Genomic DNA, 24006 nt, shown 5'->3' on the forward strand with positions numbered 1-24006 from the left:
CACTGTAACGGCAGCTCATCGAAATCCCTGAGTGCATTGCTGTGGTTTTTTAGACTCGCGCCTACACACGTACAAAAAAACCGCCGCGTCCCGAAGGAGGCGGCGGTTTTCAGAAGAACCCGGTAAGGCTTAGTAAGCCAGGCCGAAGTCTTCTTCTTTCATGTCCATCAGGTTGTTGGCGCCCGACAGCATGGTTGCCACGTGGGTGCGGGTACGCGGCAGGATGCGCTGGAAGTAGAAGCGCGCAGTCTGCAACTTGGCGGTGTAGAACGCCTCTTCGCTGGTGCCAGCGGCCAGTTTCTCGGCGGCCAGGCGTGCCATGTCGGCCCAGAAGTACGCCAGGCACGCGTAGCCGGAGTACATCAGGTAGTCCACCGAAGCAGCACCGACTTCTTCACGGTCTTTCATCGCGGCCATGCCGACCTTCATGGTCAACTCGCCCCACTCTTTATTCAGTGCCGCCAGCGGTGCAACGAATTCTTTAACCGCGTCGTTACCTTCGTTGGCCTGGCAGAACTTGTGCACGATCTTGGTGAAACCCTTGAGCGCTTCGCCTTGGGTCATCAGCACTTTACGGCCGAGCAAGTCCAGCGCCTGGATACCGGTGGTGCCCTCGTACAGCATCGAAATGCGGCTGTCGCGAACGTTCTGCTCCATGCCCCACTCAGCGATAAAGCCGTGGCCACCGTAGATCTGCACGCCATGGTTGGCCGATTCAAAACCGACTTCGGTCATGAACGCCTTGGCGATCGGAGTCATGAAGGCCAGCAGGGCATCCGCCTGTTTCTTGGCTTCGTCGTCGGTACCGTACTTGACGATGTCCACTTGCTTGGCAGTGAAGTACACCATCGCACGGTTACCTTCGGCGAAGGCCTTCATGGTCAGCAGCATGCGGCGTACGTCAGGGTGCACGATGATCGGGTCAGCGGCTTTATCTGGCGCTTTCGGGCCGGTCAGGGAGCGCATTTGCAGGCGATCACGCGCATATTTCAAGCCGCCCTGGAAGCCGATCTCGGCGTGAGCCAGGCCTTGCAGCGCGGTGCCCAGGCGAGCGGTGTTCATAAAGGTGAACATGCAGTTCAGGCCTTTGTTCGCCGGGCCGATCAGGAAACCGGTGGCCGCGTCGAAGTTCATCACGCAGGTGGCGTTGCCGTGGATGCCCATCTTGTGTTCCAGGGAACCACAGGTGACCGCGTTGCGCTCGCCCACCGAGCCATCGGCGTTGGGCAGGAACTTGGGCACGATAAACAGCGAGATGCCTTTGGTGCCAGCCGGTGCATCCGGCAGGCGGGCCAGTACGATGTGGACGATGTTGTCGGCCATGTCGTGTTCACCGGCCGAGATGAAGATCTTGGTACCGGAGACTTTGTAGGAACCGTCAGCCTGAGGCTCGGCCTTGGTGCGCAGCATGCCCAGGTCGGTGCCGCAGTGTGGCTCGGTCAGGCACATGGTGCCGGTCCATTCGCCCGACACCAGCTTGGTCAGGTAAGCGTCTTGCTGCTCGGGAGTGCCGTGCTCGGAAATGGTATTCATCGCGCCATGGGACAGGCCAGGGTACATGCCCCACGACCAGTTGGCTTCGCCGACCATTTCACTCACAGCCAGGCCCAGGGATTCCGGCAGGCCTTGGCCACCGTGCTCCACGTCGTGGGCCAGGCTTGGCCAGCCGCCTTCGACGAATTGTTTGTAGGCCTCTTTGAAACCCGCAGGGGTCTTAACGCCTGACTCACTCCAGGTACACCCTTCGATGTCGCCCACGCGGTTCAACGGTGCCAGTACTTGCTCACAGAACTTGGCGCCTTCTTCGAGGATGGCGTCGACCATGTCCGGGGTAGCGTCCTGGCAAGCCGGCAGGCTCTGATAGTGCGCTTCATAACCGAGCAGTTCGTCACGAACGAAGCGAATATCACGCAAGGGGGCCTTGTAGTCAGGCATAGCGATAAACCTCTGCTGATGTAACTGGGATGAACAACCGCGTGGATTTGTTATGGCGGTCAAACAGGTGTTTGAAACATACGTTTACCACCCAGGGTTGTCAAGCGTCGGCCAGATGCCGTTTGTCTTGACGCAGGTCAGCCAGGCACGACAAGGCCTGCGGCGGGATGCCTCATGATTTAAAGAAAGCAGAATGTCGCGGAACGACTGTGGGAGCTGGCTTGCCTGCGATGCAGACGCCAGGGTGTATCTATCAGGCAGTATGCGTTGATGCTATCGCAGGCAAGCCAGCTCCCACAGAGAGGAGCGGGCAAGCGATAGAGAAGTTAAGCGTAGGTATCGATCAAGGTACCGAGCATTTCGTCCGAAGCCTTGGCGACTTTCGCCCCCAGCTCGACTTGAAACTTGCCCTGGGCCATTTCCACCATGTTGCTCGCCGAATTGGACGCTTGGGCGCGGTCATTGGCTTGCAGACGGTCGCTTTGCGCGGCCGAAGGCTGGGTGGTCGCGGCGCTGGCAATCTTGCCGGCCGCCTGGTCGACACGGTTCTGCCCGGTCTGAATAGTGCTCAGGCCCGAATAAAACGCGCTGCTTCCAGAGATGTCCATGGCGTAAGCCTGCCTTTAGAGAATCGTGAAGCCCGATTGAACCAGACATCCTGGCAAAAGGCCCGTCAAAAACACTAATGGCATATTGCCTTAGCGATAGCCAAAATCAGTCAAGCAGGTCCAGCTCCAAGTACTCGGCCACCGCGGCAGCCCCGGCATGCTTGAGTTTAGGCACTCGCCCCAGGCAAGGCGCGGGCAGGCGCTCAGCCAGGGTGGCGAGGTTTTCTTCCAGACGAGAGGTCTTGGGGTCGATGATATTTGCCACCCAGCCCGCCAGCGGCAAGCCATCCCGTGCGATGGCTTCAGCGGTGAGCAACGCGTGGCTGATGCACCCAAGGCGCACGCCTACCACCAGGATCACCGGCAGCTTGAGCGCCATGGCCAGGTCCGACAGGTTGGCCTGGTCGGCCAAGGGCACGCGCCAACCGCCTGCCCCTTCGATCAAGGTGAAGTCCGCGCCCCGTGCCAAGATCTGCTGCATCGGTTTGAGCAGCGATTGCACCGTGAGCCCGACGCCCGCCTCGCGCGCCGCCAGATGCGGCGCGATAGCTGGCTCGAAGGCCACCGGGTTGACCTCGGCATAACTGAGCGGCACGGAACACTCGGCCAGCAACGCCAACGCATCGGCATTGCGCAGGCCCTGGGCCGTCAGTTGGCAGCCCGACGCCACCGGCTTTCCGGCGGCCGTGCTTTTGCCGCAAAGCCTGGCCGCATGCAACAGGCCGGCGGCGATGGTGGTCTTGCCAACATCGGTGTCTGTACCGGTGATGAAGTAAGCGGCGCTCATAACGGTTTCTCCAGTACGGCATACACCACCTGGTACGTGGCGGGCAGGCCCTGGGCCTGGCGGAACTGCTCGTAGGCCTCTACCAGCGCGACAATCCGCGCACGGCCCGTCAACCCTCCCGGGCGGCCTGGGTTGAGGTTATGGGCGCCCAGTGCCTTGAGTTCATGGGTCAGGCTGCGCACATCCGGGTAATGCAACACATGGGGCGTTCGCTCCAGGCTGATCACGCGCAAACCACTGGCCGCACACAGTTGCTGATAAGCCTCGAAGGTGCGGAAGCGATTGACGTGGACCAGGCCATCCGCCGCCCGCCAACTCTCGCGCAACTCATCCAGGGTGCCTACGCACAGGCTGGCAAAGGCCAGCACGCCACCTGGTCGCAGCACGCGCCGGGCTTCGCTGAGCACCGCATCAAAATGGGCACACCACTGTACCGCGAGGCTGGAGAAGAGCAGCTCAACGCTGTCAGCTGCAAGCGGCAAGCGTTCTGCATCACCGGCTATAAAGTGCGCGGCGCCGCCCAGCGGACGCGCGTGGTTGAGCATGCCCTCGGCAATATCCAACGCCACACCCTGGCTACCGGGCAAACGCTTGCCCAATACGCGGCTGAAGTAACCCGTGCCACAGCCCATGTCCAGCCAACGCTGGGGCACCAGGCCGTGCGGCAAGCGGCTGAGCAGTTCATGCCCGACCGCACGCTGCAACTCGGCCACGCTGTCGTAACTGGCCGCCGCACGGGAGAACGAGGCTGCGACCTGGCGCTTGTCCGGCAAGCCCCCAGGCAAGGGCGGGTGGGATAGGTCAGTCATCGACACACTCATGCAAAAAAGCCTGGATAGCCCCGGCTACTCCGTGAGGGTCTTCCAGAAGAAACGCGTGACCGGCCTGTTCAATCAGGCCGATTTCTACATCGGGGAGCAAGGCCAGCAGATCACTGGCGGCTTCGGCAGGCACCAACCCGTCCAGGCCGGCAAACAGGTGCAACTGCGGCCCGCGAAAAGCCTGCAAGGCCGCCCGCGTATCCAGTTGGGCCAGCAGCTCCAGGCCGGGCATCAAGACGCTGGGGGAGGTATTCGGCGCACCGCTGACCAACAACCGCGACAAGCCGCGCGGGTCTTCGGCACCCTTGGCGCACAACAGGCCAAAACGCTTGAGCGTGACCTGGGAGTCGGCGTGGCAGCCGGCCAGAAATGCATCGAAGGTTTCAGCAGGCATCCCATGGGGCCAGCCGTCATGGGCGACGAAACACGGGTTGCTCGCCAGGGTCAGCAAGCCGCAGCACCGCTCGCCACGGCGCGCCGCCAACTCGGACGCGAGCATGCCGCCCAGCGACCAGCCCCCGAGCCAGGCATTGTCCGGCAGCGTCGCATCGAGTTCATCGAGCCACTCACCGAGTTCGCTGGCTTGCAGCGCCGGCAAGGGTTCGATCTGTACCTGTAAATGCTCGTTCAGGCCGTGCAGCGCAGCGGCCAACGGTTCTAGCGGGGACACACCCAGTCCCCAGCCCGGCAGCAATATCAGTCGATTACGCATGGCCGGGCTCCGAGGCGTCTAATAAGCGAAAACACGCTTGCAACCCATCTAACAATAGCTGCACCTGCGCCTCGCTGTGGGCCGCCGTCAATGTCACCCGTAGACGGGCACTGCCGGCGGGCACGGTCGGTGGGCGAATGGCAGTCACCATCAAGCCACGCTCGCGCAGCATCTGCGACAGGCGCAGTGCCCGGGCGCTGTCGCCAATCAGGATCGGTTGGATCGGCGTAAAGCTGTCCATCAAGCCCAGGCCGATCTGCTCGGCGCCATGACGGAACTGGCGGATCAACGCGTTGAGGTGCTCGCGTCGCCAATGTTCGCTGCGCAGCAGTTCCAGGCTTTTGAGGGTGGCGCAGGCCAGTGCCGGTGGTTGGCTGGTGGTGTAGATATACGGGCGGGCGAATTGGATCAGGCTCTCGATCAAGTCCTCACTGCCGGCCACGAAGGCCCCGGCGGTGCCGAACGCTTTGCCCAAGGTGCCAACCAGCACGGGCACGTCGTCCTGGCTCAAGCCGAAATGCTCGACGATACCGCCGCCATTGGCGCCCAGCGGGCCGAAGCCATGGGCGTCATCCACCATCAGCCAGGCCCCTTTGGCCCGGGTTTCACGGGCCAGCGCGGGCAGGTCGGCAAGGTCGCCGTCCATGCTGAACACACCGTCGGTGACCACCAAGGTATTGCCGGTGGCTTTCTCCAGGCGCTTGGCCAGGCTGCCTGCGTCGTTATGCAGGTAGCGGTTGAAACGCGCACCGGACAGCAAACCAGCATCCAGCAAGGACGCGTGGTTAAGCCGGTCTTCCAATACCGTATCGCCCTGCCCCACCAGCGCCGTGACCGCGCCGAGGTTGGCCATGTAGCCGGTGGTGAACAGCAAGGCACGCGGGCGACCGGTCAAGTCAGCCAGAGCTTCTTCCAGCTCATGGTGCGGTGTGGCGTGGCCCACCACTAAATGCGAAGCGCCACCGCCCACGCCCCAGCGGGACGCACCGGCGCGCCAGGCTTCGATCACTTGCGGGTGATTGGCAAGGCCCAGGTAATCGTTATTGCAGAAGGCCAACAACGGTTGCCCGTCCACCACCACATGCGGGCCTTGGGGGCTCTGCAGCAAGGGGCGCTGGCGGTAAAGATGGTCGGCACGGCGAACAGCGAGGCGCGCGGCGAGATCGAAAGACATGCTGGCCTCGATTTAACAGGTTCAACTCAATCCACTGGAGGAGCTGGAATGCATTCCAAAGGTGGTTACACCACAGCGTTGTAGAACTGCTCGCTGCTCTTTTGCTCCACCAACGCCTGCTCGATCGCCGCCTGGTGCACTTCATCGGCATGCTCTTCACGGGCTTCGGGCAGGATGCCCAGGCGTGCGAACAGTTGCATGTCCTTGTCAGCCTGGGGGTTAGCGGTGGTCAGCAGTTTGTCGCCGTAGAAGATCGAGTTGGCGCCGGCAAAAAACGCCAGGGCCTGCATCTGCTCGTTCATGGCTTCGCGGCCGGCCGACAGGCGCACGTGGGACTGCGGCATCAGAATGCGCGCCACCGCCAGCATACGGATGAAATCGAAGGGGTCGATGTCATCGGCGTTTTCCAACGGCGTGCCCGCTACCTTCACCAGCATGTTGATCGGCACCGACTCCGGATGCTCCGGCAGGTTGGCCAGTTGGATCAGCAAGTTGGCACGGTCGTCGAGGGACTCGCCCATGCCGAGGATACCGCCCGAGCAGATCTTCATCCCCGAATCACGCACATAGGCCAGGGTTTGCAGGCGCTCGCTGTAGGTGCGGGTGGTGATGATCGAGCCGTAGAACTCCGGCGAGGTGTCGAGGTTGTGGTTGTAGTAGTCAAGGCCGGCCTGGGCCAGCGCTTCGGTCTGGTCCTGGTCGAGGCGTCCGAGGGTCATGCAGGTTTCCAGGCCCATGGCCTTCACGCCTTTGACCATTTCCAGCACGTAGGGCATGTCTTTGGCCGACGGATGTTTCCATGCCGCACCCATGCAGAAACGCGTCGAACCGATGGCCTTGGCACGAGCGGCCTCCTCGAGGACCTTCTGCACCTCCATCAACTTCTCTTTTTCCAGGCCAGTGTTGTAGTGGCCCGACTGCGGACAATATTTGCAATCTTCCGGGCAGGCGCCGGTCTTGATCGACAGCAGGGTCGAGACCTGCACGCGGTTGGCGTCGAAATGCGCGCGGTGCACGGTCTGCGCCTGGAACAACAGGTCGTTGAAGGGCTGCACGAACAGGGCTTTGACTTCAGCTAAAGACCAATCGTGACGCAGGGTGGCAGAGGTGCTGGCGCTCATGGGCGATTCCTTGATTATGCTTTGGCAAGCGCTGTGGGAAGGGCAATACCCACAGGCACGACACGGATGCTCGGCATATTTAAGGAAGATTCATGCACTGTCAACCTGAGCACAAACACCAAGTTTACATCTGGTTAAAAAGCATACAGACCTGTTTGATTTGCGATGAGTGCACCGACTCGGCCGAGGACGTGTGCAACGCCTGCGAAACAGAATTGCCATGGCTGATGGAACAATGCGAGCGCTGCGCACTGCCCTTGCCCATGGATGGGTTGATCTGCGGCCAGTGCCAAAAACAGCCTCCGGCCTTTCACCAAGTGATCGCGCCATGGACCTATAGCTTTCCAGTGGACACCCTGATCAGCCGCTTCAAGCATCAGGCGCGTTGGCCGCTGGGGCATCTGTTGGCGCGCCTGCTGGGGCAGCATTTGCAGCATCGCTTCGATAACGCCGAACTGGAGCGCCCCGACTGCCTGCTGCCCGTGCCCATGGCGCGTAAACGCCTGCGCGAACGCGGCTTCAATCAAGCGTTGATGCTGGCCCGCTGGCTCAGTCACGCCCTTGACATTCCCTTTGATGAATACGCGCTATTACGCCCCCATGAAACCGTGGCGCAGCAAGACCTCGATGCCAAGACCCGCAAACGCAACCTGCTCAACGCCTTCGCACTGGCCCCCGGCATTCAGGTTGCCGGGCAACATCTGGCGCTGGTAGACGACGTCCTCACCACCGGCGCGACGGCCCACAGCCTGGCGCGCTTGTTGATAAATGCCGGCGCACGCCAGGTGGACGTTTATTGCCTGGCCCGTACGCCCAAGCCCGGCAGCTGACTTGACTCCCCTGCGCCAGCGCGGCAACGTCGGCGCATCTCACCCAAGCGTATCCGCCATGTCTGTGCCCAGCCCTCTCAGCCAACACATCATCCGCCGCCCCCAGCGTATTGCCTTGCTGGGGCATATCGCCGAGCAGGGCTCCATCACCCGTGCGGCCAAGAGTGCCGGGTTGAGTTACAAGGCCGCCTGGGACGCCATTGATGAGCTGAACAACCTGGCGCAAAAACCGCTGGTGCAACGCAGCGTCGGTGGCAAGGGCGGTGGCGGCGCCAAACTGACGCAGGAAGGGGAACGGGTCCTGCGCCTTTATCAGCGCCTGCAACTGCTTCAGGCCGAGATCCTTGGCTCGGACGAAGCGGCCAGCGACTTCAACCTGCTGGGCCGCTTGATGCTGCGCACCAGCGCGCGCAACCAATTGCACGGCCAGGTCAGTACCATAGAGAGCCATGGCCACAACGACATGATCCGCCTGCAATTGGCCGGCGGCCTGCACCTCGACGCACAGATCACCCACGACAGCACCCTGCGCCTGGAACTGCAGACCGGCGTGGAAGTAGTGGCCCTGATCAAGGCCGGGTGGCTTGAATTACTGGTGGACGGGCAAGCTGAAACACTTGGACACAATTGCCTGCAAGGCAGGATCGAGACCATTCTCGCCGCCGAAGACGGCCCCAGCGAGGTGCGTATTGCCCTGCCCAACGGCCAAGTGTTGTGCGCGCTGGCGCCGCCCGTCGCGCTCAAGGCCATTGATGCAGCGCAAGGCCAGCCGATCCGCGTGCAGTTTGCACCCAGCCATGTATTGCTTGGCACCCCGGTGTAACGGGCGCGCGTCTTCAAGCTGCAACAATTCGGTCACAAGCGCTGCTTAAGGTGTCTGCAAAAACCTTAAGGAGCCTGTGATGAGCCTATTAGAAGAAAACCAAGCCACCGACCTTGAACAGATGGTGGGCCTGACCCGCCGTCGCTTTATCGGCGCAGGCGCCCTGTGCGGCGCCGCGATGTTCCTCGGCGGCAACCTGCTGAGCCGCAGCGCCCTGGCCGTGAATGCCGCTACCGCCAGCCCGTTGCTGGGGTTCACCAGCATCGCCGCCGCCACCAGCGACACCATCACCCTGCCACCGGGCTACAGTGCTTCGGTGTTGATCAGTTGGGGCCAGCCCCTGCACAAGAACGCCCCGGCTTTCGACCCGTCCGGCCATGGCACCGCCAAGGCTCAGGAACAACAGTTCGGCGACAACAACGACGGCATGAGCCTGTTTCCATTCCCCGGTGACGACAACCGCGCGCTGATGGCGATCAACAACGAATACACCAACTATCGCTACCTCTACGCCCACGGCGGCGCGCCACAATCGGCCGAAGACGTGCGCAAGGCCCTGGCCAGCGAAGGCGTGTCGGTGATCGAAGTACGCCGCAAGGGCGACACCTGGCAATTCGTCCAGGATTCACGCTACAACCGGCGCATCCACGGCAATTCGCCGATCCGTTTGAGTGGCCCTGCCGCCGGCCATGACTGGCTGAAAACCACCGCCGACAAGAGCGGCAAAAAAGTCCTCGGCACGTTCCAGAACTGCGCCAACGGCAAGACCCCGTGGGGCACCTACCTGACCTGCGAAGAAAACTTCACCGACTGCTTCGGCAGCAGCAACCCGCAGCAAACCTTCGACGCAGGGCAGAAGCGCTACGGCGTGGTGGCCGCCAGCAAGGACATTAACTGGCATCAGCACGACCCGCGCTTTGATATGGCCAAGAACCCCAACGAACTCAATCGCCATGGTTGGGTGGTGGAAATCGACCCGTTCGATCCGCAATCCACCCCGGTAAAACGCACGGCCTTGGGCCGCTTCAAGCACGAGAACGCGGCCCTCGCCGAAACCCGTGACGGCCGCGCCGTGGTGTACATGGGCGACGATGAACGCGGTGAATTCATCTACAAGTTCATCAGCCGCGATCAGATCAACCACAACAACCCGAAGGCCAACAAAGACCTGCTCGACCACGGCACCTTGTACGTGGCGATCTTCGACGCGGGCGACGGCAACGCCGACCACCCCAAGGGCAAAGGCCAGTGGGTCGAACTCACCCATGGCAAAAACGGCATTGACGCCAGCAGCGGTTTCGCTAACCAGGCCGAGGTGCTGATTCATGCGCGCCTGGCCGCCAGCGTGGTGAAAGCCACACGCATGGACCGCCCGGAATGGATCGTGGTCAGCCCTACCGATGGCCAGGTCTATTGCACCCTGACCAACAACGCCAAGCGCGGCGAAGAGGGCCAGCCGGCGGGCGGCCCCAACCCACGGGAGAAAAACGTCTACGGCCAGATCCTGCGCTGGAAAGCCGACGCCGATAACCACGGTGCCACGGACTTCACCTGGGACCTGTTCGTGGTGGCCGGCAACCCCGGCGTGCATGCCGGTAACCCCAAGGGCGGCTCGTCCAACATCAACCCGCAAAACATGTTCAACAGCCCCGACGGCCTGGGCTTCGACAAAGCCGGGCGCCTGTGGATCCTGACCGATGGCGACTACAGCAACGCCGGCGACTTTGCGGGCATGGGCAATAACCAGATGCTGTGCGCCGACCCGAGCACGGGTGAAATCCGTCGCTTCATGGTGGGGCCGGTGGCGTGTGAAGTGACGGGGATCAGCTTTTCGCCGGACCAGAAAACCTTGTTCGTGGGCATTCAGCACCCAGGGGAAACCGGTGGTTCGACCTGGCCGGAACACCTGCCCAATGGCAAACCCCGGTCTTCGGTGATGGCGATTCGGCGGGATGATGGCGGGATCGTAGGCGCCTGATAGACCGCTATCGCAGGCAAGCCAGCACCCACATTTCGATGTGTAAATACATGCCAGTGTGGGAGCTGGCTTGCCTGCGAAGGCGTCCGCACAACCACCGGCTATCTATGCTGTTACCATACCCGGCCGGACGCGGCGCCCTGCTGCGCGCAGGAGTTCGCATGGCCCACCCGTTTGAAACACTCACCCCAGACCTGGTGCTCGACGCCGTCGAAAGCATCGGTTTCCTCAGCGACGCGCGGGTTCTGGCGCTCAACAGCTACGAAAACCGCGTGTACCAAGTGGGCATCGAAGACGCCGAACCGCTGATCGCCAAGTTCTATCGCCCCCAGCGCTGGACCAACGAGGCGATCCTGGAAGAACACCGCTTCACCTTCGAACTGGCCGAGTGCGATGTACCGGTGGTCGCCCCCTTGGTCCACAACGGCGAGAGCCTGTTCGAACATGCAGGTTTCCGCTTCACCCTGTTCCCCCGCCGTGGCGGCCGGGCGCCGGAGCCAGGCAACCTCGATCAGCTTTACCGGCTCGGGCAACTGCTGGGGCGTTTGCACGCGGTGGGCTCCACCCGCCCGTTCGAACACCGCGAAGCCCTGGGGGTGAAGAATTTCGGTCACGACTCCCTCACCACCTTGCTTGAAGGCAACTTCATTCCCAAAAGCCTGTTGCCGGCCTACGAGTCCGTGGCCCGCGACTTGCTCAAGCGTGTGGAAGAGGTTTACAAGGCCACGCCGCACAAGAACATCCGTATGCACGGTGACTGCCACCCCGGCAACATGATGTGCCGCGACGAGATGTTCCATATCGTCGACCTGGATGACTGCCGCATGGGCCCAGCGGTGCAAGACCTGTGGATGATGCTGGCTGGTGACCGCCAGGAATGCCTCGGCCAGCTCTCGGAGCTGATGGACGGCTATCAGGAATTCCACGACTTCGACCCGCGCGAACTGGCGCTGATCGAGCCGCTGCGCGCCCTGCGCTTGATGCACTACAGTGCCTGGCTCGCACGACGCTGGGACGACCCGGCGTTTCCCCATAGCTTTCCGTGGTTTGGCAGCGAACGGTATTGGGGTGACCAGGTGCTGGCGTTGCGCGAGCAACTGTCGGCGCTCAATGAAGAACCGCTGAAGCTCTTCTGACCTGGCCCTGCCTCCTGTGGGAGCTGGCTGTCCATGCTCGCCCCCACGCTCTGCGTGGGCGCGCATCCTGTGACGCTCCGCGTCACGATTTAAGAGCAGACGCAGAGCGTCCAAGGCGGCGTTACCACGCAGAGCGTGGGAACGAGCGTTGTCTGACAAATATCCTTACAATTGCGCTTTGTTAGCTGCCTAAGCAAGGATTCTGCAATGCAAGCCGCCAACCCCCGCAAGGGGTACATCCTGGGCCTGAGCGCCTATGTCATCTGGGGTCTGTTCCCGCTCTACTTCAAAGCCATCGCCAGCGTGCCCGCCGCCGAGATCATCGTGCACCGCGTGTTGTGGTCGGCCCTGTTCGGTGGGCTGTTGCTGATGGTGTGGAAACATCCCGGCTGGTTTCGCGAACTGCGCGACAACCCCAAGCGCCTGGCGATCCTGGCCCTCAGCGGTTCGTTGATCGCCGCTAACTGGCTGACCTATGTGTGGTCGGTGAACACCGGGCGCATGCTTGAAGCGAGCCTGGGTTACTACATCAACCCACTGGTGAATGTGCTGCTGGGCATGCTGATCCTCGGCGAGCGCTTGCGCCGTTTGCAATGGGTAGCGGTGGGGTTGGCAGCGATAGGTGTGGCGCAGCAGGTGTGGCAAGTCGGTAGCCTGCCGTGGGTGTCGCTGGCGCTGGCGCTGACGTTCGGCTTCTACGGTTTGATCCGCAAGCAGGCGCCGGTCAAGGCGCTGCCAGGGCTGGTGGTGGAAACCTGGATGCTGGTACCCATTGCCGTCGCCTGGTTGTTGTTCAACCCGACCGCCCACAGCGCGCAACTGGCGTTCTGGAGCACCTCAGAGGCCTGGTGGCTGGTGGCCGCAGGCCCGGTGACGCTGATTCCCCTAGTGTGCTTCAACGCCGCTGCACGGCATTTGCCCTACACCGCCCTGGGCTTTTTGCAGTATGTGGCGCCGACGCTGGTGTTGCTCGAAGCCGTGCTGTTGTTCGGTGAACACCTGGCGCCGAGCACGCTGATCGCCTTCGCCTTTATCTGGGCCGGGTTGGTGGTGTACAGCCTGGATGCCTGGCTGACCGTGCGTAAACGCTGATCAAATAACGTACAAACCTCTACAAGCCACGGCTTTCGTGGCTTGTAGCGTTCGACCCCAAGGTTATCCACAACCTGATCCCCGCCATTTGTGCACAAGCCCTTGAAACTGCTCGTTTTTTGCTCAACTTGCGCAGAAGGCCGGCGGACGTGGCCTGGCGTCGGGTCTCTACAGGTTATCCACAGGCCCATGCAAGATTTCCCTGCATAACCTTGCGGATCGTTATTCCTCCTGACGCAACTCCACCATCAAGTCATCGGCCAAGGTTTCCAAAGCCTCTTGCAGGGTTTCCAGCGATAGCGTGGCCGGCACTTGCAACAACGCCTCGGCGTTGAACAGCGGGTCACCGCTCATGGGCGCCGGGCGCACATCGGTGCTCAGGCGTTCCAGGTTGACGCCCTGCTGGCTCAGCAGCGCGGTGATCTCACGCACGATGCCCGAGCGGTCATTGCCCACCAGGGTCATCAGGATCGGCTTGGACGCCGATGCCTGGCCGCTGCTGCCCTCACCCACCAACACGCGAATGCCATGGGTGGATAAATCCTCCAATGCCCCCACCAATGCCTGGCGCTGCTCGCTCGGCACGCTCACCCGCAGGATCCCGGCAAACTGCCCGGCCATGTGCGCCATGCGGCTTTCCAGCCAGTTACCACCATGACTGGCAATGTTCTGCGCGATGCGTTCAACCAGGCCGGGTTTGTCGGCGGCGATAATAGTGAGTACAAGATGGTCCATGGCGCAGTCCCTCGGTTGGTTGATCCTCGATTATAGACATGCCGCGTTTATCCAGAAGGGACGCGTGATCGTCAACGTCCATCGCAGGCAAGCCAGCTCCCCCAGACAAATCGTGTACCATTTTTATATTTATCTGGAACAATCCAATAGTTTTTTGAGAACATCTGGTTCTCCGCTGTGACCGTACGACCAAAGTGGGTCGCTAAACGACGTATTTAGTCTAATTTTCACAACCGCAAGTCATCATGTAGTATGCCCAACCGTGCACTACATAATGAAAATCTGATAAAGCGCATAAGCTCCGCAGAGTGAGGCAAGCAATGACTGAACACGTTCAAGTCGGTGGCCTGCAGGTCGCCAAAGTCCTGTTCGACTTCGTGAACAACGAAGCCATTCCCGGTACCGGCATCACTGCCGACCAGTTCTGGGCCGGTGCCGACAAGGTCATCCATGACCTGGCCCCGAAGAACAAAGCCCTACTCGCCAAACGCGACGACTTCCAGGCGCGGATCGATACCTGGCACCAGACCCACGCCGGCCAGGCCCATGACCCGGTGGCCTACAAAGCCTTCCTGCAAGACATCGGCTACCTGTTGCCAGAAGCCGCAGACTTTGAGGCCTCGACCCAAAACGTCGATGATGAGATCGCACGCATGGCCGGCCCACAGCTGGTCGTGCCGGTGATGAACGCCCGCTTCGCCCTCAATGCCTCGAATGCGCGCTGGGGCTCGCTGTACGACGCGCTCTATGGCACCGACGCCATCAGCGAAGCCAACGGCGCCGAGAAGGGCAAGGGCTATAACAAAGTGCGTGGCGACAAGGTCATTGCCTTCGCCCGCGCTTTCCTCGACGAGGCCGCACCGCTCAGCGCCGGCAGCCATGTCGATTCCACCGGCTACAAAATCGTCGATGGCAAGCTGATCGTCAGCCTCAAAGGCGGCAGCAACAGCGGCCTGCGTGACGATGCCCAGTTGATCGGTTTCCAGGGCCCTGCGGCCGAGCCGATTGCGATCCTGCTCAAGCACAATGGCCTGCACTTCGAAATCCAGATCGACGCCAGCACCCCAGTCGGCCAAACGGACGCCGCAGGCGTCAAAGACGTGCTGATGGAAGCCGCGCTGACCACCATCATGGACTGCGAAGACTCTGTGGCCGCCGTCGACGCCGATGACAAAGTGGTGATCTACCGCAACTGGCTCGGCCTGATGAAGGGCGACCTGGCCGAAGAAGTGGCCAAGGGCGGCCAGACCTTCACCCGCACCATGAACCCTGACCGCGTCTACACCGGCGTGGATGGCAGCGACGTGACCCTGCACGGCCGTTCGCTGTTGTTCGTGCGCAACGTTGGCCACTTGATGACCATCGACGCGATCCTCGATAAAGACGGCAACGAAGTACCCGAAGGCATCCTCGACGGCCTGATCACCAGCCTGGCGGCGATCCACAGCCTCAACGGCAACAACACCCGCAAGAACAGCCGTACCGGTTCTGTGTACATCGTGAAACCGAAGATGCACGGCCCGGAAGAAGCCGCGTTCACCAACGAACTGTTCGGTCGCATCGAAGAGGTGCTGAACCTGGCGCGCAATACCCTCAAGGTCGGGATCATGGACGAGGAGCGCCGCACCACGGTCAACCTCAAGGCCTGCATCAAGGCGGCCAGCGAGCGCGTGGTGTTTATCAACACCGGTTTCCTCGACCGCACTGGTGATGAAATCCACACCTCCATGGAAGCCGGCGCGATGGTGCGCAAGGCGGCCATGAAGGCGGAAAAATGGATCGGCGCCTATGAGAACTGGAACGTCGATATCGGCCTGAGCACCGGCCTGCAAGGTCGTGCACAGATCGGTAAAGGCATGTGGGCCATGCCCGACCTGATGGCTTTGATGCTTGAGCAGAAAATCGCCCATCCGTTGGCCGGTGCCAACACCGCCTGGGTACCGTCGCCGACCGCTGCGGCCCTGCATGCGTTGCACTACCACAAGGTTGATGTGTTTGCCCGCCAGGCCGAACTGGCCAAGCGCGAGCGCGCTTCGGTGGACGATATCCTCACCATTCCTCTGGCCAGCAACACCGATTGGTCCGAAGAAGAGATCCGCAACGAACTGGACAACAACGCCCAGGGCATCCTCGGCTATGTGGTGCGTTGGATCGACCAGGGTGTGGGCTGCTCCAAGGTGCCGGACATCAACGATGTCGGCCTGATGGAAGACCGCGCCACCCTGCGCATTTCCAGCCAGCACATCGCCAACTGGCTGCGCCACGGCATCGTCAACGAAGCTCAAGTGATGGACAGCCTCAAGCGCATGGCGCCGGTGGTGGACCGTCAAAATGCCGGGGATGCGTTGTACCGCCCACTGGCTCCGGACTTCGACAGCAACATCGCGTTCCAGGCAGCGGTGGAGTTGGTGATTGAAGGGACCAAGCAGCCCAATGGCTATACCGAGCCGGTGTTGCATCGCAGGCGTCGGGAGTTCAAGGCCAAGAACGGCCTGTAATGGAAAAAAGCCCTGATCGAAAGATCGGGGCTTTTTTATCAGGTGTGTCAGTTAGACCGCGTTGCCTGAATCGCAGGCAAGCCAGCTCCCACAGGGGGATGCATTTCAAATGTGGGAGCCGGGCTTACCCGCGAAGAGGCCAGGCCAGTCACCCCACACTCAGGGCACCATCCCCAACTCCCGCTTTACCAACTTCGCCAACTTCACGCTATCAATCGGCTTGAGCAAGAAATCCACCACGCTCAAATGCATCGCATCAATCACATCCGGCGCTTCCGCGTCTCCAGACATGATGATGATCGGCAACGCCGCACGGGTGGACTCACGCACCTGGCGGATCAATTCCAGGCCATTGCTGGGCGCCATGCGCAGGTCGGTGATCAGCAAACCGATGGAACTGCTCGTCTTCAACAAATCCCACGCAGCCTCGCCACTTTCGGCAGTCATGCAGCGAATACCATCGAGCCCAAGGATTTCCGCCAGCAATTCACGCGCGTCCTTGTCGTCGTCCACGATCAAAACGCGTTGGGGGGGTAAATCGGGCTCCAGCATCACGGCGCTCAGCGCCTCGCGCTCGGCATCACTCAAAATATCGTGGTCGGACATACGTTTCTCAGCAGTTCTCATCAATCTCCCAGCACACTCGTCAGACATCTGCGGAAGGGCGAACAATGTGCACTTCGTCGGAAAGTTTGCCTAGTGGGCTTTCTACGGGTTTTGGACGATTGTCATGTAAGGTTTTTCCCTAGTTTTGCGCGGTATTCCTCGACCTAGACTTACGTCCAATGGGCACCCACTGCGCAGGAGTCGACCATGCAGCACGATAACGACAAAAACACTGCGGTCACTGTTATGAGTAAAGCTGATGCATTCGCACAGGCGGGTAAAACCGCTGTGTTGCAGAACATCCACGGCACCCTGCAATTCCTGCAACGCTTCCCGCCGTTCAACCAGATGGAACAGGCGCACCTGGCCTTCCTGGTGGAACAGTGCCAACTGCGTTTCTACGGCCCCGGCGACAGCATCCTCAAACCGTCGGGCGGCCCGGTCGAGCACTTTTATATCGTCAAGCAGGGGCGGGTCGTGGGTGAACGGCCAGACTCGGCAGACACCACCTTTGAAATCGCCACCGGCGAATGCTTCCCCCTCGCCGCCTTGCTGGGTGAGCGCGCGACCCGTACAGAACACAAAGCCGCTGAAGACACCTTCTGCCTGCAATTGAACAAACCGGCCTTTATCAAGCTGTTCGCGCTGTCCAGCCCGTTTCGTGATTTCGCCTTGCGCGGGGTCAGCAGCCTGCTCGACCAGGTCAACCAGCAGGTACAGCAAAAAGCCGTGGAAACTCTCGGCACCCAATACTCCTTGAATACCCGCCTGGGTGAATTGGCCATGCGCCACCCGGTCACCTGCAGCCCGCACACAGCGTTGCGCGAAGCGGTGACCTTGATGCACGAACAGCAAGTCGGCAGCATTGTGATCGTCAACGAACACAAGGCGCCCCTGGGCATCTTCACGCTGCGCGATCTGCGCCAGGTGGTCGCCGATGGCGCCAGCGACTTCAGCCAGAGCATTGCCGGGCACATGACCCAGGCGCCGTTTTACTTGAGCCCGGAGCACAGCGCGTTCGACGCGGCCATCGCCATGACCGAACGGCATATCGCCCATGTGTGCCTGGTGCAAGACCAGCGCCTGTGTGGCGTGGTCTCCGAGCGTGACTTGTTTTCCTTGCAGCGTGTGGACCTGGTGCACCTGGCCCGCACCATCCGCAACGCGCCCCGGGTGGAAAACCTGGTGGCGATTCGCGGTGAAATCGGCCAGTTGGTAGAGCGCATGCTCGCCCATGGCGCCTCATCCACCCAGATCACCCACATCATTACGCTGCTCAACGACCACACCGTGTGCCGGGTGATCGAGCTGACCCTCGCGGAAAAAGGCGACTCCGGCGTGCCCTTCAGTTGGCTGTGTTTTGGCAGCGAAGGCCGCCGCGAACAAACGCTGTACACCGACCAGGACAACGGCATCCTGTTCGAGGCCAAGGACGCCGTCGAAGCCGCCGAAAGGCGTGAGCGCTTGCTACCGCTGGCGCAGCACATCAACCAAAGCCTGGCGCTGTGCGGCTTCAGCCTGTGCAAGGGCAATATCATGGCCGGCAACCCCGAGCTGTGCTTGTCCCGCGTGGAGTGGGCGCGGCGCTTCGGCGCGTTCATTCGTGAGGCGACGCCGGAAAACCTGCTGGGCTCAAGCATCTATTTTGACTTGCGCGTGGTGTGGGGCGAAGAGCGCGGTTGCGAGCAACTGCGCCAGGGCATTCTCGATCAGGTGGCGGATAACCGCTTGTTCCAACGCATGCTGGCCGAAAACGCGCTACTACGACGCCCGCCGGTAGGGCGTTTTCGCGAGTTCGTGCTGACCCGCAAAAATGGCGAAAAGGCCACCCTCGACCTCAAGGTGCAGGGCCTTACGCCTTTTGTAGATGGCGCGCGCCTGTTGGCCCTGGCCAATGGCATCCACGCCAACAACACCCTGGAACGCCTGCGCCAGTTGGTGGACAAGGCCGTGATCGAACCCCTGGATGGCGCCGCCTATGAAGAGGCCTACCACTTTATCCAGCAGACCCGCATGCAGCAGCACCAATTGCAGACCCGCGAGAACCTGCCCTATTCCAACCGCGTCGACCCCGACAGCCTCAACCACCTGGACCGGCGCATCCTGCGTGAGTCCCTGCGCCAGGCCCAACGCCTGCAAAGCAGCCTGAGCTTGCGGTATCAGCTATGAGTTTGTTTGGCTGGCTGCGCGCGAAAAAGCCCGGGCTCAACCCCGCGCAACAGCAGCGCCTGGAGCATTTACCCAAGCCCGCCGAACTGGGCAACGGCCCATTGCGCAGCCAGCGCTGGGTAGTGGTGGACCTGGAAACCAGCGGCCTGAACCTTCACCGCGACCAGGTGCTGTCCATCGGCGCCGTGGTCATCGAAGACGGTGCGGTGGATTTCTCCCAACTGTTCGAACGCACCCTGCAGCGCACCGACACCAAGCTCAGCCCCAGTGTGCTGATCCACGGGTTGGGGCCCAGTGCAATTGCCGCCGGCAGCGACCCGGCCGAGGCGTTGCTGGATTTCATGGCGTTCGTGGGCGACAGCCCTCTGCTGGCTTTTCATGCGCCGTTTGATCAACACATGCTGTGCCGGGCGCTCAAGGACAGCCTGGGGTATCGCCTGGCCCATCCATTCCTGGATGTGGCAGACCTGGCTCCGCTGTTGTGCCCTGAGGCGCATATCCGCGAGGCCGGGCTGGATGATTGGCTCAACCACTTCAGGCTACAGGCTGGCGAACGCCACCATGCCAGCGCCGATGCACTGGCGACGGCGGAGCTGATGTTGATCCTGTTCAGCCGGGCGCGGCAGCAACAGATCGATACGCCCCAGGCGCTGAATGAGCGTTTGGCCCAATGGAAACGACGCAAACAGTCCCCTTCCCTTTAACGCTTCGCGCCCGACGCGGAGCATCGCGGGATGCATTCCCACGCCGAGCGTGGGAACGATCACCCGACAGACGCCAATTGCGCCCACCCTACGCCTCTGACACAATCGCGAATAATTCTCGTTAGTTTAAACCTCTTGTTTATTCGGTGATGCCTTGTCGTCGGTCCAGACCCCACGCAGTGAGCTTGTTGGTGCGTTATATCGCGACCACCGTGGCTGGCTGTTGGCGTGGCTGCGACGCAACGTGGCGTGCCCGAGCCGCGCCGAAGACCTGAGCCAGGACACCTTCATGCGCCTGCTGGGCCGTGACGAGTTGCGCGAGCCCCGCGAACCGCGGGCGTTCCTGGTGGCCATCGCCAAGGGTTTGCTGTTCGACTATTTCCGACGTGCGGCCCTGGAACAGGCCTACCTCACCGAATTGATGCTGATCCCGGAAAGCGAACAGCCTTCGCCGGAAGCCCAGCAACTGATCCTCGAAGACCTCAAGGCCATCGACCGCCTGCTCGGCAAACTGTCGAGCAAGGCCCGCGCCGCGTTCCTCTATAACCGCCTCGACGGCCTGGGCCATGCCGAAATCGCCCAGCGCCTGGGCGTGTCGGTGCCCCGCGTGCGCCAATACCTGGCCCAGGGCATTCGCCAGTGCTACATCGCACTGTATGGCGAGCCGTCGTGACCGCGATCGGCTCCAAACCGGTGTCGTCGCGCGTGCTGGATGCCGCGATTGCCTGGCAGCTGTCCCTCGACTCGGGCGACGGCAGCGCGGTGGAACAGGAAGAGTTCAGCAAGTGGCTGGCCAGTGATGAGGAACACGCCCGCGCCTGGCGCCAGTTGGGCATGCTCGACCAGCGTTTCAGCGGGGCCTCGGGCCCGGCTCGGGCGGCGCTGCTGCAGTCGCGCCACGGCATTCGCCAGCGCGTGCGCAAACTGGGCCGGGGCCTGGCCAGTATCGTGCTGGTGTGCGGCCTAGCGCTGTTTGCCGGTGAGCGTTACGTACCTATTCACTATTGGCTGGCCGACCAGCGCACGGCCACCGGTGAACAGCGCACGCTGAAGCTGGCGGACGGCACGCGGATCAACCTCAACACCCACAGCGCCATTGATGTGCGCTTCGACGAAACACGCCGCTTGATCGTGTTGCAGGCAGGCGAGATTCTCGTCGAAACCGGCCACGACGATTCACGCCCTTTCTACGTGCAAACCCGCGACGGCAGCCTGCGGGCGCTGGGTACTCGGTTTATCGTCAAGCGCGAAGACGACGCTACGCGCCTGAGTGTGTTGCAGTCAGCCGTGGCCGCCCAGCCCGAGGCGTTGCACCACGAACAGGTGTTCAAGGCGGGCCAGCAGGTGCTGATGCGCAGCGACGGCCTTGGCCCGTTGCTGGCCGTCACCCCGGCCACCGATGCCTGGACGCGCGGCATGCTGGTAGTGGACAACGCTCGGCTGGGGGATGTGATCGAGGAATTGGCGCGCTATCGCACCGGCTACCTGGGGGTGGATAACAACGTGGCCGACCTGCGCATCACCGGCAGTTTCCCGCTGCATGACACCACGTTGGCATTGAATGCGCTGTTGCCGACTTTGCCGGTGCAGATCGAGCAGCACACGCCGTGGTGGGTGACCGTCAAGGGTAAGCCTTAGGTCCTGCAGCGCCTGGGCGATTGCTATCGCAGGCAAGCCAGCTCCCACATTTCGAATTGCGAACACCTTCAACTGTAGGAGCTGGCTTGCCTGCGATGAGGCCCTCAAGCACACCTGCGAAAAATATTTTCACTCATCCCTATCACTTTTCGATTCTCGCTCGGCACCTAGGCAATTGAGAAATATTTCCATTCAGGAGCCGCCCTTATGTCCCGCACGCTAGACACCTTGTTGCGCCCCAGCCTGTTAGCCGTGGCGATCGCCCTCAGCGCCCCGCTCGCCAGCACCCCGCTGATCGCCGCCGAACAAGCCTCCAGTGTGCGCGCCTATAACCTGCCCGCTGCGCCCCTGGCCACCACCCTGAACCAGATCGCCAGCCAGGCCGGCCTGGCGCTGACCCTCAACCCCGCACTCGCCGCCGGCAAGACCTCGGCACCGGTCAAAGGCCAGTTCGATGCGCAGGGCGCGTTGCGGGAAGCCTTGCGGGGGACGGGGTTGCAGTTGGAGCAGAGCAGTGCGGGCACTTACACCCTGATGCCGGTCCCGGAGGGCGTCGTTGCCTTGCCGACCACCAACATCACCGGCCAAGGCAGCTATGAAAGCGCTTGGGGGCCGGTGGAAGGATATGTAGCAAAGCGCACCGCCGCCGGCACCAAAACCGATACTGCGCTGGTCGAGGCACCACGCTCGATCTCGGTAGCCACCCGCGAGCAAATGCAGGACCGTAACGTGCAGAACCTCGACGATGCGGTCAAATACATGCCCGGTATTGTGTCTGCCAGCTACGGCAGCGACACCCGTTACGACTGGATGCGCGTACGCGGCTTCGAGCCGACGCAATTCCTCGATGGCCTGCCACTGCCCCGTGGCGTGTACGCCAACCCGAAAGCCGAAACCTGGAACCTCGACCGCCTCGCCCTGCTGCGCGGTCCGGCCTCGTCAGTCTATGGCCAGACCCCTCCGGGCGGCCTGCTGGATATGGTCAGCCGCCGCCCCAGCGCTGAATCGAGCCACGCCATCCAGATGCAATACGGCAGTGACAACTATCGCCAGATCAATTTCGAAAGCACTGGCAAGATCGATGATGAGGGCCAGTTTCTCTACAGCGTTGGCGGCGTGGTACGCGATGCCGGTACCCAGGTCGATCACATCGACAACAAGCGGTACAACATCGCACCGAGCTTGACCTGGAATATCGACACCGATACCAAGCTGACCTTGCTGTCACAGTTCACCCGTGACGATACCGGGGCGACCAGCCAGTTCCTGCCGATCCAGGGCACCAAAATCAAATCACCGCTAGGCGAGGTTTCCCACCACAAGAACCTCGGCGACCCGGACTACGACTTCTACGACCGCACCTACTACGCCTTGGGCTACGCGTTCGAGCACCGCTTCAACGATACCTGGCAATTCAAGCAGAACCTGCGCTACACCAAATCCGAATTGGCGTTCCAGCAACTGACGGTAGGCTCGTTTGCCTTCTCCCCCGCCGACGCCAATGGCGACATCAGCCGCTCTTCGACCAATGTGGACGAGGACATCAGCCAGTTCGCGGTGGACAACAACTTCCAGGCTGACTTCGCCACTGGCGACATCTCCCACACCGTGCTGCTGGGCCTGGATCATCAACGCACCGACACCTCGTACCTGGCGATTTTCGGCGACGGTGGCACCACGAACATCTTTAACCCGGTCTATGGCCAGCCGATCGTGCGCCCGGCGCGCTCTACCGCGTTCTACGATTACAACCAGAAAACCGTGCAGACCGGCCTTTACGTGCAGGACCAGATGGCCCTGGACAACTGGCGCCTGACTCTTGGTGGTCGTGAAGACTGGGTGCACCAGGGCACCACCTACTTCAACAAGAACGACGCGACCAATACCGACCGCAGCAAGAATTTCAGTGGCAACGCGGCGCTGAGCTATGTGTTCGACTCGGGCTTTGTCCCCTACCTCTCGTACGCCGAGTCGTTCCAGCCTGCGAGCAACGCCAGCGTCGACCCCCTCCAGTCGTTCAAGCCGACGGAAGGCAAGCAGTGGGAGTTGGGGATCAAATACCAGCCACCCGGCTCCAACACCCTGCTGAGTGCGGCGGTCTACGACCTGACCCAGAAGAACGTGCAAGTCACCAGCTTCCAGTCCGGTGGCGCCTCCGTGACCGACCAGACCGGAGAAGTAAAGGTCAAGGGACTGGAGCTGGAAGCCGTGTCTGATGTGACCGAAAACCTCAAGGTCATCGCGGCCTACACCCTGGCCAAGTCCGAAGTGCAAAAAGGTCAGTACAAAGGCAATCGCTTGCAATTGATGCCTAATCAGCAAGCATCCTTGTGGACCGACTACACCTGGCACACCGGCGCCCTCGACGGTTTCGGTATCGGCTTCGGCGCCCGCTACACCGGCAACACCTACGGCGACCAGGCCAATACCTGGGCCGGCAAGGCCAACGCCTACACCGTGTTCGACGGCGCGGTGCATTACGACCTCGGTCGCCTGGACAACAGCCTCAAGGGCGCGTCGGTGAAAGTGAACGCGACCAACCTGTTTAACAAAGACTACATTTCCACCTGCGATGGCTCCTATTGCTACTTCGGCGACCAACGCAGCGTCGTCGCCAGCGCCACCTACCAGTGGTAATC

General features: G+C 61.6%; 20 protein-coding genes. 11 read left to right on the forward strand and 9 right to left on the reverse strand.

Features of this window, described 5'->3' with window-relative positions; translation table 11 throughout:
- Positions 1-129: 129 nt before the first annotated feature.
- From AC4PS6_RS08205 to bioB, 7 genes are all read right to left on the reverse strand, one after another.
- The gene (locus tag AC4PS6_RS08205; RefSeq protein WP_014720204.1) at positions 130-1935 is read right to left on the reverse strand and encodes a phenylacyl-CoA dehydrogenase; all 1806 of its coding nucleotides are present in this window, start codon (positions 1933-1935) and stop codon (positions 130-132) included.
- A 326-nt stretch (positions 1936-2261) separates the two neighbouring features.
- A complete protein-coding gene (locus AC4PS6_RS08210; protein WP_020302162.1) occupies positions 2262-2543 on the reverse strand; it encodes a hypothetical protein in 282 nt (93 codons plus the stop codon).
- A 106-nt stretch (positions 2544-2649) separates the two neighbouring features.
- Complete coding sequence (gene bioD / locus AC4PS6_RS08215) at positions 2650-3330, reverse strand: dethiobiotin synthase (protein WP_014720205.1); 681 nt, start codon at positions 3328-3330, stop codon at positions 2650-2652.
- Positions 3327-4139: a malonyl-ACP O-methyltransferase BioC gene (gene bioC, locus AC4PS6_RS08220; RefSeq protein WP_198833705.1), complete on the reverse strand. Its 813-nt coding sequence runs from the start codon at positions 4137-4139 to the stop codon at positions 3327-3329. Before bioC ends, bioD begins: the two co-directional genes overlap by 4 nt.
- On the reverse strand, positions 4132-4863 hold the full coding sequence (locus AC4PS6_RS08225) for an alpha/beta fold hydrolase (protein WP_014720207.1): 732 nt from the start codon (positions 4861-4863) through the stop codon (positions 4132-4134). Before AC4PS6_RS08225 ends, bioC begins: the two co-directional genes overlap by 8 nt.
- The gene (gene bioF / locus AC4PS6_RS08230; protein ID WP_014720208.1) at positions 4856-6037 is read right to left on the reverse strand and encodes an 8-amino-7-oxononanoate synthase; all 1182 of its coding nucleotides are present in this window, start codon (positions 6035-6037) and stop codon (positions 4856-4858) included. Before bioF ends, AC4PS6_RS08225 begins: the two co-directional genes overlap by 8 nt.
- A gap of 65 nt (positions 6038-6102) precedes the next feature.
- Positions 6103-7158 carry a biotin synthase BioB gene (gene bioB, locus AC4PS6_RS08235; protein WP_014720209.1) on the reverse strand — a complete coding sequence of 352 codons (1056 nt, stop codon included), beginning with the start codon at positions 7156-7158 and terminating at the stop codon, positions 6103-6105.
- A gap of 92 nt (positions 7159-7250) precedes the next feature.
- Here bioB and AC4PS6_RS08240 point away from each other — a divergent pair, with 92 nt between their 5' ends.
- From AC4PS6_RS08240 to rarD, 5 genes are all read left to right on the forward strand, one after another.
- Complete coding sequence (locus AC4PS6_RS08240) at positions 7251-7988, forward strand: ComFC family protein (RefSeq protein ID WP_014720210.1); 738 nt, start codon at positions 7251-7253, stop codon at positions 7986-7988.
- A 58-nt stretch (positions 7989-8046) separates the two neighbouring features.
- A complete protein-coding gene (locus tag AC4PS6_RS08245; protein WP_014720211.1) occupies positions 8047-8811 on the forward strand; it encodes a TOBE domain-containing protein in 765 nt (254 codons plus the stop codon).
- Between the two features lie 79 nt (positions 8812-8890).
- A complete protein-coding gene (locus tag AC4PS6_RS08250) occupies positions 8891-10789 on the forward strand; it encodes a PhoX family protein (protein ID WP_020302158.1) in 1899 nt (632 codons plus the stop codon).
- A gap of 161 nt (positions 10790-10950) precedes the next feature.
- Positions 10951-11925, forward strand: coding sequence for a serine/threonine protein kinase (locus AC4PS6_RS08255; protein ID WP_003194811.1), 975 nt, complete (start codon positions 10951-10953; stop codon positions 11923-11925).
- Between the two features lie 207 nt (positions 11926-12132).
- A complete protein-coding gene (gene rarD, locus AC4PS6_RS08260; protein WP_020302157.1) occupies positions 12133-13017 on the forward strand; it encodes an EamA family transporter RarD in 885 nt (294 codons plus the stop codon).
- A gap of 222 nt (positions 13018-13239) precedes the next feature.
- Here the strand turns inward: rarD and AC4PS6_RS08265 are convergent, their stop codons facing one another.
- Positions 13240-13752, reverse strand: a complete 513-nt coding sequence (locus tag AC4PS6_RS08265) for a glycine cleavage system transcriptional repressor (RefSeq protein WP_003194815.1) — start codon at positions 13750-13752, stop codon at positions 13240-13242.
- A gap of 320 nt (positions 13753-14072) precedes the next feature.
- Here AC4PS6_RS08265 and AC4PS6_RS08270 point away from each other — a divergent pair, with 320 nt between their 5' ends.
- Positions 14073-16250 carry a malate synthase G gene (locus AC4PS6_RS08270; protein ID WP_019817415.1) on the forward strand — a complete coding sequence of 726 codons (2178 nt, stop codon included), beginning with the start codon at positions 14073-14075 and terminating at the stop codon, positions 16248-16250.
- A 159-nt stretch (positions 16251-16409) separates the two neighbouring features.
- Here AC4PS6_RS08270 and AC4PS6_RS08275 read toward each other — a convergent pair whose 3' ends face one another.
- Positions 16410-16856 carry a response regulator gene (locus tag AC4PS6_RS08275; RefSeq protein WP_019817416.1) on the reverse strand — a complete coding sequence of 149 codons (447 nt, stop codon included), beginning with the start codon at positions 16854-16856 and terminating at the stop codon, positions 16410-16412.
- Positions 16857-17102: 246 nt separating this feature from the next.
- On the opposite strand from AC4PS6_RS08275, the gene AC4PS6_RS08280 reads away from it, so the two are divergent.
- From AC4PS6_RS08280 to AC4PS6_RS08300, 5 genes are all read left to right on the forward strand, one after another.
- Positions 17103-19025: a putative nucleotidyltransferase substrate binding domain-containing protein gene (locus tag AC4PS6_RS08280; RefSeq protein ID WP_492180823.1), complete on the forward strand. Its 1923-nt coding sequence runs from the start codon at positions 17103-17105 to the stop codon at positions 19023-19025.
- Positions 19022-19729 (forward strand): 3'-5' exonuclease, encoded by a 708-nt coding sequence (locus tag AC4PS6_RS08285; RefSeq protein ID WP_336826809.1) that lies wholly within the window; start codon positions 19022-19024, stop codon positions 19727-19729. The genes AC4PS6_RS08280 and AC4PS6_RS08285 overlap by 4 nt, the downstream gene beginning before the upstream one ends.
- Before the next feature lie 154 nt (positions 19730-19883).
- The gene (locus AC4PS6_RS08290) at positions 19884-20402 is read left to right on the forward strand and encodes an RNA polymerase sigma factor (RefSeq protein ID WP_003194824.1); all 519 of its coding nucleotides are present in this window, start codon (positions 19884-19886) and stop codon (positions 20400-20402) included.
- Positions 20399-21367: a FecR domain-containing protein gene (locus AC4PS6_RS08295; RefSeq protein ID WP_020302154.1), complete on the forward strand. Its 969-nt coding sequence runs from the start codon at positions 20399-20401 to the stop codon at positions 21365-21367. The genes AC4PS6_RS08290 and AC4PS6_RS08295 overlap by 4 nt, the downstream gene beginning before the upstream one ends.
- Positions 21368-21574: 207 nt before the next feature.
- Positions 21575-24004 carry a TonB-dependent siderophore receptor gene (locus AC4PS6_RS08300; RefSeq protein ID WP_336826810.1) on the forward strand — a complete coding sequence of 810 codons (2430 nt, stop codon included), beginning with the start codon at positions 21575-21577 and terminating at the stop codon, positions 24002-24004.
- Positions 24005-24006 lie beyond the last annotated feature (2 nt).

The sequence above is a fragment of the Pseudomonas sp. DW-iso17 genome (assembly GCF_058725345.1).

Coding starts and splice junctions, on each gene's coding strand:
- AC4PS6_RS08275 (WP_019817416.1), bottom strand. CDS start 16,856: ATGTCCGACCACGATATTTTGAGTGATGCCGAGCGCGAGGCGCTGAGC.
- bioD (WP_014720205.1), bottom strand. CDS start 3,330: ATGAGCGCCGCTTACTTCATCACCGGTACAGACACCGATGTTGGCAAG.
- AC4PS6_RS08270 (WP_019817415.1), top strand. CDS start 14,073: ATGACTGAACACGTTCAAGTCGGTGGCCTGCAGGTCGCCAAAGTCCTG.
- rarD (WP_020302157.1), top strand. CDS start 12,133: ATGCAAGCCGCCAACCCCCGCAAGGGGTACATCCTGGGCCTGAGCGCC.
- AC4PS6_RS08285 (WP_336826809.1), top strand. CDS start 19,022: ATGAGTTTGTTTGGCTGGCTGCGCGCGAAAAAGCCCGGGCTCAACCCC.
- AC4PS6_RS08225 (WP_014720207.1), bottom strand. CDS start 4,863: ATGCGTAATCGACTGATATTGCTGCCGGGCTGGGGACTGGGTGTGTCC.
- AC4PS6_RS08205 (WP_014720204.1), bottom strand. CDS start 1,935: ATGCCTGACTACAAGGCCCCCTTGCGTGATATTCGCTTCGTTCGTGAC.
- AC4PS6_RS08265 (WP_003194815.1), bottom strand. CDS start 13,752: ATGGACCATCTTGTACTCACTATTATCGCCGCCGACAAACCCGGCCTG.
- bioF (WP_014720208.1), bottom strand. CDS start 6,037: ATGTCTTTCGATCTCGCCGCGCGCCTCGCTGTTCGCCGTGCCGACCAT.
- AC4PS6_RS08240 (WP_014720210.1), top strand. CDS start 7,251: ATGCACTGTCAACCTGAGCACAAACACCAAGTTTACATCTGGTTAAAA.
- AC4PS6_RS08210 (WP_020302162.1), bottom strand. CDS start 2,543: ATGGACATCTCTGGAAGCAGCGCGTTTTATTCGGGCCTGAGCACTATT.
- bioC (WP_198833705.1), bottom strand. CDS start 4,139: ATGACTGACCTATCCCACCCGCCCTTGCCTGGGGGCTTGCCGGACAAG.
- AC4PS6_RS08250 (WP_020302158.1), top strand. CDS start 8,891: ATGAGCCTATTAGAAGAAAACCAAGCCACCGACCTTGAACAGATGGTG.
- bioB (WP_014720209.1), bottom strand. CDS start 7,158: ATGAGCGCCAGCACCTCTGCCACCCTGCGTCACGATTGGTCTTTAGCT.
- AC4PS6_RS08300 (WP_336826810.1), top strand. CDS start 21,575: ATGTCCCGCACGCTAGACACCTTGTTGCGCCCCAGCCTGTTAGCCGTG.
- AC4PS6_RS08255 (WP_003194811.1), top strand. CDS start 10,951: ATGGCCCACCCGTTTGAAACACTCACCCCAGACCTGGTGCTCGACGCC.
- AC4PS6_RS08280 (WP_492180823.1), top strand. CDS start 17,103: ATGAGTAAAGCTGATGCATTCGCACAGGCGGGTAAAACCGCTGTGTTG.
- AC4PS6_RS08245 (WP_014720211.1), top strand. CDS start 8,047: ATGTCTGTGCCCAGCCCTCTCAGCCAACACATCATCCGCCGCCCCCAG.